15 protein-coding genes are annotated in these 15,429 nt (G+C 75.4%); 6 read left to right on the top strand and 9 right to left on the bottom strand.

Annotated elements, in window-relative coordinates; all coding sequences use genetic code 11:
* The 6 genes from nuoE to O2W18_RS14265 all read right to left on the bottom strand — a co-directional run bounded on the left by nuoE (nucleotide 1) and on the right by O2W18_RS14265 (nucleotide 5,061).
* Nucleotides 1-1,005, bottom strand: a complete 1,005-nt coding sequence (nuoE, locus tag O2W18_RS14290; protein WP_269188175.1) for an NADH-quinone oxidoreductase subunit NuoE — start codon at nucleotides 1,003-1,005, stop codon at nucleotides 1-3.
* Entirely contained in the window at nucleotides 1,002-2,324 is a 1,323-nt protein-coding gene (locus tag O2W18_RS14285; protein ID WP_269188174.1) for an NADH-quinone oxidoreductase subunit D, read from the bottom strand. Before O2W18_RS14285 ends, nuoE begins: the two co-directional genes overlap by 4 nt.
* Nucleotides 2,321-3,040: an NADH-quinone oxidoreductase subunit C gene (locus tag O2W18_RS14280; RefSeq protein ID WP_269188173.1), complete on the bottom strand. Its 720-nt coding sequence runs from the start codon at nucleotides 3,038-3,040 to the stop codon at nucleotides 2,321-2,323. Before O2W18_RS14280 ends, O2W18_RS14285 begins: the two co-directional genes overlap by 4 nt.
* Entirely contained in the window at nucleotides 3,037-3,720 is a 684-nt protein-coding gene (locus O2W18_RS14275; RefSeq protein WP_442928930.1) for a NuoB/complex I 20 kDa subunit family protein, read from the bottom strand. Before O2W18_RS14275 ends, O2W18_RS14280 begins: the two co-directional genes overlap by 4 nt.
* Before the next feature lie 66 nt (nucleotides 3,721-3,786).
* A complete protein-coding gene (locus O2W18_RS14270) occupies nucleotides 3,787-4,149 on the bottom strand; it encodes an NADH-quinone oxidoreductase subunit A (protein ID WP_373286324.1) in 363 nt (120 codons plus the stop codon).
* A gap of 561 nt (nucleotides 4,150-4,710) precedes the next feature.
* Nucleotides 4,711-5,061 (bottom strand): hypothetical protein, encoded by a 351-nt coding sequence (locus O2W18_RS14265; protein ID WP_269188172.1) that lies wholly within the window; start codon nucleotides 5,059-5,061, stop codon nucleotides 4,711-4,713.
* Nucleotides 5,062-5,263: 202 nt separating this feature from the next.
* Here O2W18_RS14265 and O2W18_RS14260 point away from each other — a divergent pair, with 202 nt between their 5' ends.
* Nucleotides 5,264-6,142 (top strand): aminoglycoside phosphotransferase family protein, encoded by an 879-nt coding sequence (locus O2W18_RS14260; RefSeq protein WP_269188171.1) that lies wholly within the window; start codon nucleotides 5,264-5,266, stop codon nucleotides 6,140-6,142.
* Here the strand turns inward: O2W18_RS14260 and O2W18_RS14255 are convergent.
* On the bottom strand, nucleotides 6,139-6,855 hold the full coding sequence (locus O2W18_RS14255) for a demethylmenaquinone methyltransferase (RefSeq protein ID WP_269188170.1): 717 nt from the start codon (nucleotides 6,853-6,855) through the stop codon (nucleotides 6,139-6,141). The two genes, O2W18_RS14260 and O2W18_RS14255, sit on opposite strands and share 4 nt — an antisense overlap.
* 38 nt (nucleotides 6,856-6,893) lie before the next feature.
* On the opposite strand from O2W18_RS14255, the gene O2W18_RS14250 reads away from it, so the two are divergent.
* The 3 genes from O2W18_RS14250 (at nucleotide 6,894) to O2W18_RS14240 (ending at nucleotide 11,327) form a co-directional block, all read left to right on the top strand.
* Nucleotides 6,894-8,168 carry an isochorismate synthase gene (locus tag O2W18_RS14250; protein WP_269188169.1) on the top strand — a complete coding sequence of 425 codons (1,275 nt, stop codon included), beginning with the start codon at nucleotides 6,894-6,896 and terminating at the stop codon, nucleotides 8,166-8,168.
* A gap of 114 nt (nucleotides 8,169-8,282) precedes the next feature.
* Complete coding sequence (locus O2W18_RS14245; RefSeq protein WP_269188168.1) at nucleotides 8,283-10,997, top strand: EAL domain-containing protein; 2,715 nt, start codon at nucleotides 8,283-8,285, stop codon at nucleotides 10,995-10,997.
* Between the two features lie 15 nt (nucleotides 10,998-11,012).
* On the top strand, nucleotides 11,013-11,327 hold the full coding sequence (locus O2W18_RS14240) for a hypothetical protein (protein WP_269188167.1): 315 nt from the start codon (nucleotides 11,013-11,015) through the stop codon (nucleotides 11,325-11,327).
* On the opposite strand, the gene menD is transcribed toward O2W18_RS14240, so the two are convergent.
* Together menD and O2W18_RS14230 are read right to left on the bottom strand one after the other, a co-directional pair.
* Entirely contained in the window at nucleotides 11,324-13,072 is a 1,749-nt protein-coding gene (gene menD / locus O2W18_RS14235) for a 2-succinyl-5-enolpyruvyl-6-hydroxy-3-cyclohexene-1-carboxylic-acid synthase (protein WP_269188166.1), read from the bottom strand. The genes O2W18_RS14240 and menD overlap by 4 nt on opposite strands.
* Nucleotides 13,069-14,031 (bottom strand): o-succinylbenzoate synthase, encoded by a 963-nt coding sequence (locus O2W18_RS14230; RefSeq protein WP_269188165.1) that lies wholly within the window; start codon nucleotides 14,029-14,031, stop codon nucleotides 13,069-13,071. The genes menD and O2W18_RS14230 overlap by 4 nt, the downstream gene beginning before the upstream one ends.
* Before the next feature lie 135 nt (nucleotides 14,032-14,166).
* Between O2W18_RS14230 and O2W18_RS14225 the strand changes: the two genes are divergently transcribed.
* Together O2W18_RS14225 and O2W18_RS14220 are read left to right on the top strand one after the other, a co-directional pair.
* Nucleotides 14,167-14,868 carry a CDP-alcohol phosphatidyltransferase family protein gene (locus tag O2W18_RS14225; protein WP_269188164.1) on the top strand — a complete coding sequence of 234 codons (702 nt, stop codon included), beginning with the start codon at nucleotides 14,167-14,169 and terminating at the stop codon, nucleotides 14,866-14,868.
* Nucleotides 14,861-15,418 carry a hypothetical protein gene (locus O2W18_RS14220; RefSeq protein ID WP_269188163.1) on the top strand — a complete coding sequence of 186 codons (558 nt, stop codon included), beginning with the start codon at nucleotides 14,861-14,863 and terminating at the stop codon, nucleotides 15,416-15,418. The genes O2W18_RS14225 and O2W18_RS14220 overlap by 8 nt, the downstream gene beginning before the upstream one ends.
* The last annotated feature ends 11 nt before the right edge of the window (nucleotides 15,419-15,429 follow it).

The raw sequence follows: 15,429 nt of genomic DNA, 5'->3' as shown, positions 1-15,429 counted from the left end.
TCAGGCCTCCCGCTCGATCGAGCTGTTCTGCCCGGCGCCCGAGCTGGTGGGCGGGGTGTCGGTGCCCTCGCGGCCGCGCTCGGCCGGCTGGCGGCCGGCGGGCTCGGGGGCGTCCGGGTGGTGCTGCGCCGCCCCGGCACGCTCGGCCGGGGTGTCGGCGGAGGCGACGGCGGTGTCGGCGGCCTGCTCGGACGCCGTCTCGCCCGGCCCGCCCGCGGGCTCGACGTCCGGCTCGGGCGCCTGCTCGGGCTGGGCATCGCCCATCGGCGGCGCGGTCTCGCCGCGCTCGGCGGCCAGCCGCACCCCGACCAGCGTCGGGCCACCGGCCGACGGGGCGTCGATCGCTGCCCGCTCGGCCTCGAGGTCGGCGTGCTGGGAGAAGCCGGCCAGCTGCCGGGAGACGCCTCGGAAGTCGGTCAGCGGTGCCCCGCGGGTGGGCGGCGGCTTCTCCCCCATCCGCAGCGCGGTGACCAGCGCCCGGGCCGACTCGACGTCCTGCTGGTCGTAGAACTCGTAGTCGACGGTGACCACCGGCGCGTAGTCGCAGGCGGCCAGGCACTCGGCGTGCTCGAGGGTGACCGAGCCGTCGGGCGCGGTCTGGTCGTGGCCGACGCCGAGGTCGGCGGAGACGGCGTCGTAGATCCGCTGCCCACCCAGGACGGCGCAGAGCGTGTTGGTGCAGACGCTGACCAGGTGCTTGCCCGTCGGGTGCCGCTTGTACATCGTGTAGAAGGTCGCGACCGCGCCCACCTCGGCCTTGGTCAGCCCGAGCAGCCGGGCGCAGAACCCCACGCCCTCGGGCGAGACGTAGCCCTGTACCGACTGGACCAGGTGCAGCATCGGCAGCAGCGCCGACCGCTCCTGCGGGTAGCGGGCCATCAGCTCGCGGGCCTCGGCCTCGGTCTGCTCGGTCAGCGGCGGCAGGTCCGGGGCGGCCGGCTCGACCGGGCTGGAGTCCAGCCCGGTGACCGCCGTCCCCTCGTAGGAACCGGGAAGAGCACTCATCGGTCGACGCCTCCCATCACGGGGTCGATCGAGGCGATCGCGGCGATGACGTCGGCGATCATGCCGCCCTCGCTCATCGCCGCGGTGGCCTGCAGGTTGACGAAGCTGGGGTCACGGACGTGCACCCGGAACGGGCGCGTCCCGCCGTCGCTGACCACGTGGTAGCCGAGCTCTCCGCGGGGGGACTCGATCGCCGTGTAGACCTGGCCGGCCGGCACCCGGAAGCCCTCGGTGACCAGCTTGAAGTGGTGGATCAGGGCCTCCATCGACTGGCCCATGATGTGCCGGACGTGGTCCAGGGAGTTGCCCATGCCGTCGGCGCCGAGGGACAGCTGCGCCGGCCAGGCGATCTTCTTGTCCTCGACCATCACCGGCCCTGGCTCGAGCCGGTCCAGCGCCTGTCCGATGATCTTGATGGACTCGGTGATCTCGCCCATCCGCACCAGGTAGCGGCCCCACGCGTCGCAGGTGTCCGCCGTCGGCACCTCGAAGTCGTAGGTCTCGTAGCCCAGGTACGGCTCGACCTTGCGCATGTCCCAGGGCAGGCCGGCCGCCCGGAGGACCGGGCCGGTGACGCCGAGGGCCACGCAGCCGGTGAGGTCGAGGTAGCCGACGTCCTTGAGCCGGCGCTGCCAGATCGGCTGGCCGGTGAGCAGCCGGTGGGTGCCCGCGACCCGCTCGGGGAGGACGGCGAGCAGCTCCCGCACGGACTCGACAGCACCCTCGGGGAGGTCCTGCGCCAGCCCGCCGGGGCGGACGTAGGCGTGGTTCATCCGCAGCCCGGTGATCTCCTCGAGCACGTCGAGGACCAGCTCCCGCTCCCGGAAGCCGTTGGTCATGCCGGTGAGCGCGCCCATCTCCATGCCGAAGGTGGCCAGCGCGACCAGGTGCGAGGCGATCCGGTTGAGCTCCATGACCAGCACCCGGATGGTCTGTGCCCGGGGCGGCGCCTCGATGCCGAGCAGCTTCTCCACGGCCAGGCAGTAGCCGGTCTCGTTGAACAGCGGGGCCAGGTAGTCCATCCGCGTGACCAGGGTCGTGCCCTGGGTCCAGGTGCGGTACTCCGTCGTCTTCTCGATGCCGGTGTGCAGGTAGCCGATGACGACGCGGGCCTGGGTGACGGTCTCGCCCTCGAGGTCGAGCACCAGCCGGAGCACCCCGTGGGTCGAGGGGTGCTGCGGGCCCATGTTGACCACGAGCCGCTGGTCGTCGTGGGTGTCGGCGCCGAAGGTCTGGTCCCAGTCGCCGCCGGTGACCGTGTAGACCCGGCCCTCGGTGGTCTCCCGGGAACCGGCGTAGGGGTCCTGGGTGGTGGTCATCGGTAGCTCCGGCGCTCGTCGGGGGGCGGGATCTGCGCGCCCTTGTACTCGACCGGGACACCGCCGAGCGGGTAGTCCTTGCGCTGGGGGTGGCCCTCCCAGTCGTCGGGCATGAGGATCCGGGTCAGCGCCGGGTGGCCGTCGAAGACGATGCCGAACATGTCCCAGGCCTCCCGCTCGTGCCAGTCCGCCGTGGGGTAGACGGAGCTCACCGACGGGACGTGCGCGTCCTCGACGGTGACCGCGACCTCGAGCCGGATCCGGCGGCGGTAGGTCATCGAGGTCAGGTGGTAGACGACGTGGAGCCGGGGCCGGTCGGGCGTCGCGGCCGGTCCGCCGCTGTCGGCGTAGTCGACGCCGGAGACGCTGCTGCACAGCTCGAAGCGCAACGACTCGTCGTCCCGCAGCGCCTGGACCAGGGTGAGCAGGTGCTCGCAGGCGACGAAGTACGTGATCTCGCCCCGGTCGACCAGGACCCGGTGGACGGCCGCGGCGTACGTGGCCTGGCCGACCGCGTCGATCAGCGCGTCGGTGACCTCGTCGAACCAGCCGCCGTAGGGCCGGTCGGTCGAGTGCAGCGCGACAGCGCCGCCGGGCTCGACCCGGACGAGGCCACCGAAGCCGGAGGTGTCGCCGCTGCCGCTGACGCCGAAGGCGCCCTTGCGGAAGCCCCCGCCGGGCTGGGTCGCGGCCCCGAAGCCGGCCTCGTCGCTCATCGGCCTGCTCCGGGCAGGACGACGGCGTTGCCTCCGCGCTGCTCGATGGCGAACTGGCCGGTGCGGCCCTCGGCGGCGGCCTGCTCGTAGGCGCGCCGCGCCGCCGGGTCCGCCCGGACGCTGGAGGGCATCGCGAGGTGCAGCTCCGGCGCCGTCCCGTTGGCCCGGGCCTCGGCCTGCTCCCGGGCGCGCTTGGCGCCCAGCGGCTGGTGCTGGATCTTGTGGTGCAGCTTGAGGATGGCGTCGGTGAGCATCTCCGGCCGCGGCGGGCAGCCGGGCAGGTACATGTCCACCGGGACGATGTGGTCGACGCCCTGCACGATCGCGTAGTTGTTGAACATGCCGCCGGAGCTGGCGCAGACGCCCATGGCGAGCACGTAACGCGGCTCGGGCATCTGGTCGTAGATCTGCCGGAGGACCGGGGCCATCTTCTGGCTGACCCGCCCGGCCACGATCATCAGGTCGGCCTGGCGCGGGGAGGCGCGGAACACCTCCATGCCGAAGCGGGCCAGGTCGTAGCGGCCGGCACCGGACGCCATCATCTCGATCGCACAGCAGGCCAGGCCGAAGGTGGCCGGCCAGAGCGAGGACTTGCGGGTCCAGTTGACGAGCTTCTCGACGCTGGTCAGCAGGACGCCGCTCGGCAGCTTCTCTTCCAGGCCCATCTCAGCGCCCCCCATCCGTGGTCGGTCGCGTGTCGGTCGGTTCCGTGTCGGTCGGTCCCATGTCGGTCGGTCCCGTGTCGGTCAGTCCCATTCGAGCCCCCCGCGGCGCCACTCGTAGACGAAGGCGATGAAGACGGTGCCGATGAAGACCGCCATCGCGCCGAGGCCCCACAGGCCCAGCGCGTCGTTGGCAACCGCCCACGGGTAGAGGAAGACGATCTCGATGTCGAAGACGATGAAGAGCATCGCGGTGAGGAAGTACTTGACCGGGATCCGTCCGCCGGTGAGCGGCTGGTCGACCGGTTCGATCCCGCACTCGTAGGCCTGCACCTTCGCGCTGTTGTAGCGGCGCGGCCCGATGAACGGTGCGGCGGTGACCGAGAAGAGCGCGAAGCCCGCGGCGAGGACGAAGAGCCCGACCAGGGGCACGTAGTTCGACAGCATCAGCAGCTCCCGAGGCAGGTGTTCCGCGGGACGGTGGGGGGCGTGCACGACCTCGGGCGGACCACTGCGACGACCTCCGCTCACATCCGACGACCGGGCGACCACTTGTGAACTGCTTCACCCTGCGCTTGTGAACTGGTTCACAAGGTCGAGTGGTCGAAGCCTATGCCGAACGGGTGGCGGAACACCAGGACCCCCGGTGATCGAGTTCACACCGGGGGTCCCGACAGGCCGCGAGAGCGCAGGTCAGCGGCTCACAGCGGCCCGGGGGCCGGGGCCGGCGGCGGCGCGGTGGGATCGGTCGGGTCCGGGCCCGGGACGGGCGCCGGGGACGGCGGGGTGATCGGGTCGGTCGGCGACGGGGACGGCGACGGCGGCTGGGGCTCAGGGTTGGGCGGGATCGTCATGCCGGGAGCCTGCTCCTCCCGCGGCGGACAGGGAACGCTGTCCGCTCCGGGCGCAACACCTCGCCGGCCGGCCCGGGCGGCGCTCGCCGGGTGACGAGCTGTGCACGTCTGCTCCGGACCGCAGACATCGACAACTCGACACTCGGCGTCCGGGTCAGCGCGTCCACGAGGCGTCCGGCCGTCTGGCGACCCACGAGACCACGGCGGCGACCAGCAGCAGGAGCGCGGGTACCAGGAGGTACAGCCCACCACCCAGCAACGTGACCAGCCCCCACGCGACGGAGGTGGCCCCGACCGCCGCGGTGACCGCTGGGGCGCGCATCGTCACGCTGGCGCGTTCGACCGACAGGGCGACAGCCGCACCGACCGCGGTCGGGCCGAACACGACGAACACGGCCGGGCCGCTGATCTCCCACGCCCAGACCGCAAGGCCGAGGACGCCCACCAGCGCGACGACGATCAGCGCCCGGGCTCCCGGGGACGAGACCGCTCGGCGGACCACCACCACACCACCTCCTCGACCTCGGTTGCGACGCCTCAGTTGCGATGCCCGGCCCCACGGCGAGTGTCCAGGCTCGGTCGCCGACCACCGCCGGCCATGGAACCCCACCCGTGCCGCCACGAGGCCTGCTCGGACCCCGACCGACAGACCACGGACGCGGACAAACCGATGGCCCCGGCCGGCGGGTGCAGGGGAGGGTGCCCCGGTGACCACCCCGCGCATCGACGTCCCGCTGGTGCGCCGGCTGGTCGCCAGCCAGTTCCCGGAGTGGGCGCACCTGCCGGTCGTGCCGGTGGAGCCGGGCGGCTGGGACAACCGCACGTTCCGGCTCGGCGAGCAGATGCTGGTCCGGCTGCCCAGTGCGGAGGGCTACGCCGTCCAGGTGGCCAAGGAGCAGGAGTGGCTCCCCCGGCTGGCACCCCGGCTGCCGGTGCCGGTCCCCGTGCCGCTCGGCCAGGGGGCTCCCGGCGCGGGCTTCCCGTGGCCGTGGTCGGTGTACCGCTGGCTGGAGGGGACCGATGCGTCCGTCGCGCCGGTCGGCGACCTCAGCACGTTCGCCACCGACCTGGCCGGCTTCCTCACCGCCCTCCAGCAGGTCGACCCCCGCGACGGGCCGCCGGCCGGGCCGCACAGCTGGTTCCGCGGCGCCCCGCTCAGCCACTGCGCCGCCGAGACGCACGCGGCGATCGAGGCGCTCGGCGACGCGATCGACGGCCGGGCGGCCACGGCCGTCTGGGCGGCTGCGACCGCCACCTCCTGGGACCGGCCCCCACGGTGGTTCCACGGTGACGTCGCGGCCGGCAACCTGCTCGTGCGGGACGGCCGGCTCGCCGCGGTGCTGGACTTCGGCACCTGCGGGGTGGGCGACCCGGCCTGCGACCTCGTCGTCGCCTGGACGATCTTCTCCGGCCGGAGCCGGGCGGCCTTCCGGGAAGGCCTGGACCTGGACGCGGGCACCTGGGCCCGCGGCCGCGGCTGGGCCCTGTGGAAGGCGCTCGTCGTGCGCGCCGGCGCAGCCGAGACCAACGCGGCCGAACGGCAGCGCGCCGACGCCGTCCTGGCGGCCGTGCTGGCCGACGGCTAGACCCGGGTGCCCCGGTGCAGCGCGACGACGCCGCCGGTCAGGTCGCGCCACGCGACGTCGGCCCAGCCGGCGCCCTGCAGCCACCGGGCGAGCTCAGGCTGCGCCGGCCACGCCCGGATCGACTCGGCCAGGTAGACGTAGGCCTCCGGGTTGCTGCTCACCGCCCGTGCGATCGCCGGCAGCGCCCGCATCAGGTACTCGGTGTAGACGGTGCGGAACGGCGCGAGCGTGGGGCTGGAGAACTCGCAGACCACCAACGTGCCGCCGGGCCTGGTGACCCGGCGGAACTCGCGCAGCGCGGCCTGCGGGTCGGCGACGTTGCGCAGGCCGAAGGAGATGACGACGCCGTCGACGCTCTCGTCGGCCAGCGGCAACGCCATCGCGTCCCCGGCGACCTTCGGCACCGGCCGGGACGCCCCGGCGCGGAGCATGCCCTGGGAGAAGTCGCAGGCGATCGCGCGCACGCCCCCGGCGGCGAGCTCGACGGTGGAGACCCCCGTCCCGGCCGCGACGTCGAGCACGGTGGCGCCCGGCTGCGCACCCAACGCCTCGCGGGTGGCCCGGCGCCAGCCGGCGTCCAGCCCGGCGGAGAGCACCGTGTTGGTCAGGTCGTACCGGCCGGCGACCCGATCGAACATCGCCGCGACCTCCGCCGGCCGCTTGTCGAGCCCGGCTCGCGCCCCTGCTGCCCCAGCCCGTTCCCCGGTCGCCACGACGGCGACGCTACCTGCGCGCCTCCTACCCTGGAGCGGTGACCACGGCAGCCGCACGCACCGCGACCAGCGCGGCGGCGGTCACCACCACTCCGCTGGGCACCCGGCGCACGCCGCTGCTGACCCTGCTCCCCCGCGACGGTGCGCTGGCCTGGGTGCGCCGCGGCGAGGGCCTGGTCGGCTGGGGCGAGGCCGACCGGCTGGAGGTCTCCGGCCCCGGCGCGCTCACCGAGGCCGCCGACTGGTGGGCCCGGCGCTGCGCGGACACCGAGGTCCACGACCCGGTCGGCGTCCCCGGCTCCGGGCCGGTCCTGTTCGCCTCCGTGGCCTTCGACCCGGCGGTGGGGACGTCGGTGTTCGTCGTCCCCGAGGTCGTCGTGGGCCGCCGCGACGGGTGCACCTGGGTGACCGTCACCGGCGACGCGGACGACGAGGAGCTCGCGGTCGTCGAGACCTCGACGCAGCACGCGGCCACCTCGATCGGCCGGCTCGCCTACGCCGACGGGGCCCTGGACGCGATGGCCTGGTGTGGCGCCGTCGCCGCCGCGGTCGCCCGGATCGACGCCGGCGAGCTGGACAAGGTGGTGCTGGCCCGTGACCTGCTGGTCACCGCCGACCGCCCGCTGGACCCCCGCCGCCTGCTGCTGCGCCTGGCCGAGCGGTTCCCGGACACCTGGACCTTCGCCGTCGACGGCCTGCTGGGCGCCACCCCCGAGCTGCTGCTGCGCCGGACCGGCCGCGAGCTGGACGCCCGCGTGCTGGCCGGCACGGCCCCGCGGGGCGCCGGCGCGGAGGACGACCGGCTGGCGGCCGGCCTGCAGACCTCGGTCAAGGACCATGCCGAGCACGCCTACGCGGTCGACTCCCTCGCCGACGCACTGCGGCCGTTCGTCGACGAGCTCGTCGTGCCCGAGCAGCCCATCGTGCTGACCCTGCCCAACGTCCGGCATCTGGCCAGCGACGTCCGCGGCCGCCAGCGCGACGACGACGCCACCGGGCTGCTGGAGCTGGTGGGCGCCGTGCACCCCACCGCCGCGGTCTGCGGCAGCCCCACCCCCACCGCCGCCCGGGTGATCGCCGAGCTCGAGGGGATGGACCGTGGCCGCTACGCCGGGCCGGTCGGCTGGCTGGACGCCCGCGGCGACGGTGAGTTCGGGCTGGCCCTGCGCTGCGCGGAGCTGACCGGGGCCGACGGCGGACGGCAGGCCCGGCTCTTCGCCGGGTGCGGGATCGTCGCCGAGTCCGACCCGATCGCCGAGCTGGCCGAGACCCAGGCGAAGCTGGCCGCCTTCCAGGCCGCCCTCGAGGACTGAGGCCTCCCCCGGAGGGAGGAACGCACCAGGCAAGGTGGTCCCCTGGGGTCAAGACGACCCGCCTGCGGCCCGACAGTGTCCAGAACGGGACACCGGCAAGGGGGGCGACAGGGCATGGACAGCAGGGTGGCGAACGACGGCGGCCGCACGGCCGCTGCCGTGTGGCTGCCGCTGGCCGCTGCCCTGGTCGTCCTGGTGGGCCTCACCGGCGGGTCGACCTCGTCCTCGGTCGTCTCGCTGCTGGTCTCCGTCGGCGCCGCGGTCGCCGCCTGGCTGGGCGTCCGGCGGTGCCGCCCGGGCCCGGCGGCCCGGTGGGTGGCGGCCGCCGTCTCGCTCAACGCCGTCGGCGACGTGCTGTGGCAGCTGCAGGCGTGGCTGGCCGACTCCCCGCCGGACGTCTCGCTCGCCGACGCCGCCTACCTGGGCTCCTACGGCGCCCTCGGGGCCGCCCTGCTCGTCTACGCCGGGGACGGCGACAGCCACCCCCGGGCCCGCTTCCACGCCCTGCTCGACGGCGCGGCGGTGCTGGTCATCGCCCTGCTGGTCGTCTGGCAGAGCTCGGTGCACTCGACCCTGACCGACGACAGCCTGCCGCTGGGCACCCGGGCCATCTGGGCGGCCTACCCACTGCTGGACGCGGTCGTCCTCGGCCTCGTGGTGCGCGGCATGGTCGTGCAGTCGCGGGTGGGGGTGCCGGCACTGCTGCTCGGACTCGGCTCCACCGCCTGGCTCGCCTCCGACCTGGCCTGGCTGCTGCTCGCCGCCCCGGACACGGTCAGCGGCTGGCTGGACGCCGGTTGGCTGATCGGTGCGGTCGCGCTCGCCACGCTGCCCTGGACGGACCGCTCCGACCTCCCAGCCGGCCCGACGGTGACGGCCGCCACGGCCGGGACCGGGCGGTGGCGGATGACCCTGGCCTTCCTGCCGCTGCTGGTGCCCGGCGTCTTCGAGCTCCGGGCCTGGCTGGCCGGGGAGGACCTCGACCCGCTGCCCGGCCTGCTGGCCACCTCCACGCTGACCGTGCTGATGATCGTGCGCGCCCAGCGGCTGCTCACCGACCAGAGCCGCGCCCGGGCCGAGGTGCACTCCCTGGCCCGGCGGTACGAGGCGCTGGCGGTGACCTCCTCCGACGCGGTGGCCGTCGTCGACCGCGACGGGCGGCTGACCTCGGACTCCCGGTCGCTGGCCGAGCTGCTCGGGCGCCCCGGTTGCGCCGGGCGCTCGCTGCCCCAGCTGCTCAGCGGCATCGGCGTCGACCCCACCGACGTCCTGACGGCCCTCGACCGGGCCCGGCTCGCACCGGGTGAACCGGTCGAGCTGGAGCTGTGCGGCACCCACCCCACCGGAGGCACGGTGTGGCTGGGCGGGCGCGCCGTCGACCTGCGGCACGACCCGGACGTCGGCGGCATCGCCGTCAGCGTCTACGACATCACCCCGCGCAAGCTGGCCGAGCGGGAGCTGGCCCACCAGGCCTTCCACGACGGGCTGACCGGGCTGGCCAACCGGTCACTGTTCCTCGACCACACCGAGCAGGCGCTGCGCCGGGCCGGCCGCACCGGCAGCCCGCCGATCGTGCTGTGCCTGGACCTGGACGGCTTCAAGGACGTCAACGACAGCCTCGGTCACCTGGCCGGTGACGACCTGCTGCGCGCGGTCGCCGCGCGGCTGCAGGGGGTCGTCCGGGCGGCGGACACCGTGGCCCGGCTGGGCGGCGACGAGTTCGCCGTCCTCATCGACGACACCCGGGGTGGCCTGCCGGCCGCCGCCGCGCTGGCCGAGCGGCTGCTGCAGGTCCTCGACGAGCCGGTGCTGCTGCACGGCCACCGGGTCGCCGTGGCGGCCAGCATCGGGATCGTCGCCGCCGAGCCCGACGCGACCCCGCTGTCGCTGTTCCGGGACGCCGACATCGCGATGTACCAGGCCAAGGCCGCCGGCCGCGCCCAGTGGGTGGTGTTCGACCCGGGCATGCGCACCGCGGCGCTGGAGCGGATCGAGCTGGAACGGGAGCTGGGCGGGGCCCTGGCCGCCGGCCAGCTGCGGCTGGTCTACCAGCCGGTCGTCGACCTGCAGACCGAGCAGGTGGTCGGCTTCGAGGCGCTGCTCCGCTGGCAGCACCCCGTCCTCGGCACCATCGGGCCGGACCGGTTCGTCCCGATCGCGGAGGACTCCGGGCACATCCTGCCGATCGGCCGCTGGGTGCTGGCGGAGGCCACCGCCACCGCCGCCCGCTGGCAGCGCGCCCACCCCCGGCCAACGCCGCTGTCCATGGCGGTCAACGTCTCGGCGCGGCAGCTGGCCGGCGGCACGCTGGTCGAGCACGTCGCCGAGGCGCTGACCTCCAGCGGCATCACGCCGTCGTCCCTGGTCCTCGAGGTCACCGAGACCGCGCTGGTCACCGACCCGGACGCCGTCGCCGAGCGGCTCTGCGAGCTGCGCGCGCTCGGCACCCGGCTGGCCCTGGACGACTTCGGCACCGGCTACTCGTCCCTGAGCTACCTGCGCCAGTTCGACGTCGACGTGCTCAAGATCGACCGCTCGTTCGTGAGCCTGCTCGACGGCTCGGCCGACGACGCGGCGATCGTGCACGGGCTGATCCAGCTGGGCCGCACGCTGCGGCTGGAGGTCGTCGCCGAGGGCGTGGAGACCGAGGTCCAGCGCGACCGGCTGCGGGCCGAGCGCTGCGACCTGGCCCAGGGCTGGTTGTTCGCCAAGCCGCTGGAGGTCGAGGAGGCGGAGCTGCTGCTGCTCGGCCAGGCCTCCGCCGCACCGGCGCTCCCCCGACCGCGGCCGGCGACCACCACCGGCGACCTGCCCGTCGCCCAGGCCTGAGCACTACGTTGAGGCATGACCGAGTGGCCGGAGCAGAACGAGGGCATGGACAGCCGCCTCATGTCCGGGGTCGCTGACCGCCGGCTGACCGTTTGGGGCTGGTTCGACAGCCACAGCGGCACTGCGCCTGAACCCGGTCCACACGTCGCGTTGCACGGGATCCCGCAGCGCGGCGGCCCGGCCGCCAGCCTCGTCGTCCACCTCGACCAGCTGCCCGCACTCATCGCCGCGCTGACCGACGTCGGCACGCGACTCGGCGCTGCCTGGGAGCGCGAAGGCGCCGAGCACCTGGCACAGGTCACCGATGCCCCGGCGGCCCAGGAGTCCTAGCCGAGCGCGGTGACGGCGGCTGCGCGCAGCCGGGTGGCCAGGGCCGCCTCGGCGGCGGCGTCGGTGCGGACGACGACCACCCGCGGCCCGCCCGCACCGAGCGCGGCCACCAGCTGGGTGGGGTCGCTGACCGCGGTCGCGGCCCAGCCGAGCGAGCGCGCCACCGCCACCAGGTCCCGGCCGTGCGGGGTGCCGAACACCCGCCGGTAGCTGGCCGCGTACTGCGGCTGCCCGGGCTCCAGCTGGGCGAAGATGCCACCTCCGTCGTTGTCCGGGACGACGACGGTCAGGTCCGGCCGCGACTCCCCCGCCCCGGACAGCAGCCCGGTCAGGTCGTGCAGGAACGTCAGGTCGCCCATCAGCGCGAACGCCGGACCACCGCCGGCGCCCTGGTGGGCGAGCGCGGCCCCCACCGCGGTCGAGATGGTGCCGTCGATGCCGGCGACCCCGCGGTTGGCCAGCACGGTCAGCCCCGCGCGCGGGACGGCGACCCGGTCGACGTCGCGCACCGGCGTCGAGGAACCGAGCACCAGCAGCGCACCGGCCGGCAGCGCCGCCACCAGGTCCCGCGCGAGCCGGGCCGCGGTCAGCCCGCCCCCGGGGGTGTCCAGCTCGGCGTCGACCGCCGCCCCGACCTGCCGGGCGGCCTGCGCCCACTGGGCCGCCCACTCCCCGCCGGCCCGCGCGCCGGGATCGCGCAACGCCAGGGCCGGGTCGAGCTGGGCGCTGCCGACGACGGCGCTGCCCCGGCCCGGGTCGGCCCAGCGCGGCGTGGGCCCGTAGGTCTCCACGGTGACCGCCGGGTCGCCCAGGAGCGCGTTGACCGGCCGGGACAGCGTGGGCCGGCCGACGACGACCACCCGGTCGGGCCGGTGCGCGGCCAGCCAGTCCGCGGCCCCCAGCAGCAACGCCGACCCGCGCAGCGCCCCGCTCGCCCCCCAGGCACCGCTGCTGGGCTCGGCCAGCACCGGCCAGCCCCGCTGGTCGGCGACGACGGCGGCGGCCCGCCCGACCGCGGACGGGGCGTCCCCGGCGACCAGCAGGGTGCGGCCGCCCTCGGCCGGCGCGCCGCCGGTCAGCGTCGCGGTCCGGACCCCGTCCCCGGCCGACACCGTCCACGGCGCGCCGTCGGGGCGCCCGGCCAGGTCACCCGAGGGCAGCGCCGGCGGCTGGCCGGTGCCGCTGTCGTCGGGCATGAGCGGCTCGCGCAGCGCGAGGTTCAGGTGCACGGGGCCGGGGTCGCCGGACAGCGAGCCGCGGGCCACGATGAGCGCTTTGGCGACGACCGACCGCCAGTACTTGTTCTGCGCCGCCTCCCGGCCCGGTTCGGGCACCCCGACGTCCAGTGCCCAGCGCGCCGCGCCGCCGTAGAGGCCGACCTGCTCGATCGTCTGGTTCGCACCCGTGGCGCGCAGCTCCGGCGGGCGGTCCGCGGTCAGCGCCAGCAGCGGCACCCCGCTCTCGTGCGCCTCCAGCACCGCCGCGTGGAGGTGGGCGGTCGCCGTCCCGGAGGTGGTGAGCACCGGCACCGGCCGCCCGCTGGCCTTGGCCAACCCGAGCGCGAGGAAGGCCGCCGTCCGCTCGTCGATCCGCACGTGCAGCCGCAGCCGGCCCGCGGTCTCGGCGTCGGCCAGCGCGAGCGCCACCGGCGCGGAGCGGGAGCCGGGGGCGAGCACCGCGTCGGTGACCCCGCCGCGGACGAGTTCGTCGACGAGCACCCGGGCGAAGGCGGTGGCCGGGTTCACGGCGCCGTCACCGCAGCCAGCCGGGCGCGCCAGCGCTGCTCGACCGCCGGGTCGGCCGCGGTCTGGGCCAGCCGGTCGGGTTCCGGGCGGCGCATCGGCAGCGCCCCGTCGACCGGCAGCAGCGGCTCACCGGTGACGTCGTCGGTGAACAGCGCCACGGTGGCCAGCCCGCAGGCGAAGGGCAGCTCCGGCAGCGCAGCGGCCAGGGCGACCCCGGCGGCGATGCCGACCGAGCTCTCCAGCGCCGAGGAGACCACGCACGGCAGACCGTGCGCCTCGGCGACCGCCAGGGCCGCCCGCACCCCGCCCAGCGGCTGCACCTTCAGCACCACCACGTCGGCCGCCTCGCGCAGGTCGACCGCCCGCGGGTCGGCGGCGCGGCGGACCACCTCGTCGGCGGCGACCCGGACGTCGACCCGCCGGCGCACGGCGGCCAGCTCGGCGATCGTGGCGCAGGGCTGCTCGGCGTACTCCAGGCCGACCCGGTCCAGCTCGCGCAGCCGGACCACCGCGGTGTCGACGTCCCAGGCGGCGTTGGCGTCCACCCGGATCGCCCCGGCCGGCCCGAGCGCGTCGCGCACCGCCTCCACCCGGGCCAGGTCGTCGGCCGCGGACTGGCCGGGCTCGGCGACCTTCACCTTGGCGGTGGCGCACCCCGACGCCGTCACGATGGCGTGCGCCCGCTCCGGCCCCACGGCCGGCACCGTGACGTTGACCGGCACGCTGGCCCGCACCGGCTCGGGCCAGCCGAGGACGGCGGCCTCGTGCGCCGCGGCCCACCAGCGGCGGCTCTCGGCGACGTCGTAGTCCCAGAACGGGGAGAACTCGCCCCAGCCGGCCGGACCCCGCACGAGGACCCCGTCGCGGACGTCGATCCCGCGGAACCGGGTGCGCAGCGGTACCGACCAGACGTGCACCTCCAGCGCCGTCGCTGCGGCGTCGGGAGGGGCGGTGACCACGGCCGACAGCGTAGGCGGGGCACCGGGACACCCGGGGGCGGTCCTGGTGCGCGGGCCAACCGACCCCTAGCGTGCAGTCGCAGCGCCGCCCTGCCGACCGGAGAGCCGGCGCACCCGAGACCCGGAGGTCCCCTCGTGGCCCACTCGACGGCTGCACGGACCGTCCCCGCCGACCGCAGCCCCCGCGGCCCCGGGCTGCCGGTGCGGTGCGGCGTGCGCGGCTGCGCCTGCGAGGACCCCCGCCAGCTGCTCAACGCCGCGAACCTGGTCACCGTCCTCCGCACGCTGGCCTCCCTGGCCATGGTGACCACCGCCGCCGTCCAGGAGTCCTGGCCGTGGCTGCTCGCCGCCTACCTGACCTACTGGATCGGCGACTCCGCCGACGGCAACATCGCCCGTTGGCGGGACCAGGAGACCCGCTTCGGTGCGGTGTTCGACGTGGTCTGCGACCGGGTCAACTGCATCAGCTGCGCCCTCGTGCTGCTGATGTTCATCGACGCACCCTGGCCGGTGGCGGTCTTCCTCTTCCAGTTCGTCGTGGTCGACCTGCCGCTGACCCTGCTGCCGATGCGCTGGCCGGTGCTCTCCCCGAACTACTTCTTCCTCGTCGACCGGCTGGCCTGGACGCTGAACTGGCACGTGGTCGCCAAGGTCACCAACACGACCCTGCTGGTGCTGCTGCTGGTGTTCGTGCCCGACCAGCGGGTGGCCCTGGTCGCCGCCTCGGTGGTGCTGGTGATCAAGGTCTGGTCGCTGGGCCGGGTGCTGCGGCTGCCCCGGCCGACCGACCTGGTGCACGTCGCGCAGCCGACCTCGGGCGCCGCCGCCCGTGCTTGACGCCGGCACGATCGGGCTGATCGCGCTCGGCCTGGTGGTCGGCGCGGTCTCGGCCGTCACGCCGTTCCTCCCGGTCGAGGCCTACGTGATCGGCCTGGCGGTCGCCCAGTCCCCCACCGTCGCCATCGCCGGCGCCGTCGCCGCGGCGATCGGCCAGACCGTGGGCAAGGTGCTGCTGTTCTCCGCCGCCCGGGGCGCGACCAGCTCCCGCTGGCTGGAGCGACTGCGTGAGCGCGGGGCGGCGGAGGCGGCCGCCATCGCCGCCGCCGAGGCCGCTGGGGAGCCACCCCCGGGCGGGCCGGTGAAGCGGGCGCTCCGGCCGGTGGGCCGCTGGCTGAGCCGGGTCAACGCCCGGGGCGTCGCGCTGCTGTCCGGACGCTGGGGGCCGGGGGTGGTGCTGCTCAGCGGCTCGGTGGGCATCCCGCCGCTGCTGGCGATCGCCTTCTACGCCGGGACGTCGAAGATGAGCCTGCGGGCCTTCGTGGTGACCTGCCTGGTCGGCCGCGCGATCCGGTTCGTCGTCCTGGCGCTGGTGCCCGACCTGTTCTGAGCGCAGGCCGC

This window comes from Modestobacter sp. VKM Ac-2983, assembly GCF_026967885.1.
In the GTDB taxonomy this organism is placed as follows: domain Bacteria; phylum Actinomycetota; class Actinomycetes; order Mycobacteriales; family Geodermatophilaceae; genus Modestobacter.
The sequence above is the reverse complement of the archived record's forward strand: the minus strand, read 5'-3'. Positions and strand labels throughout refer to the sequence as shown.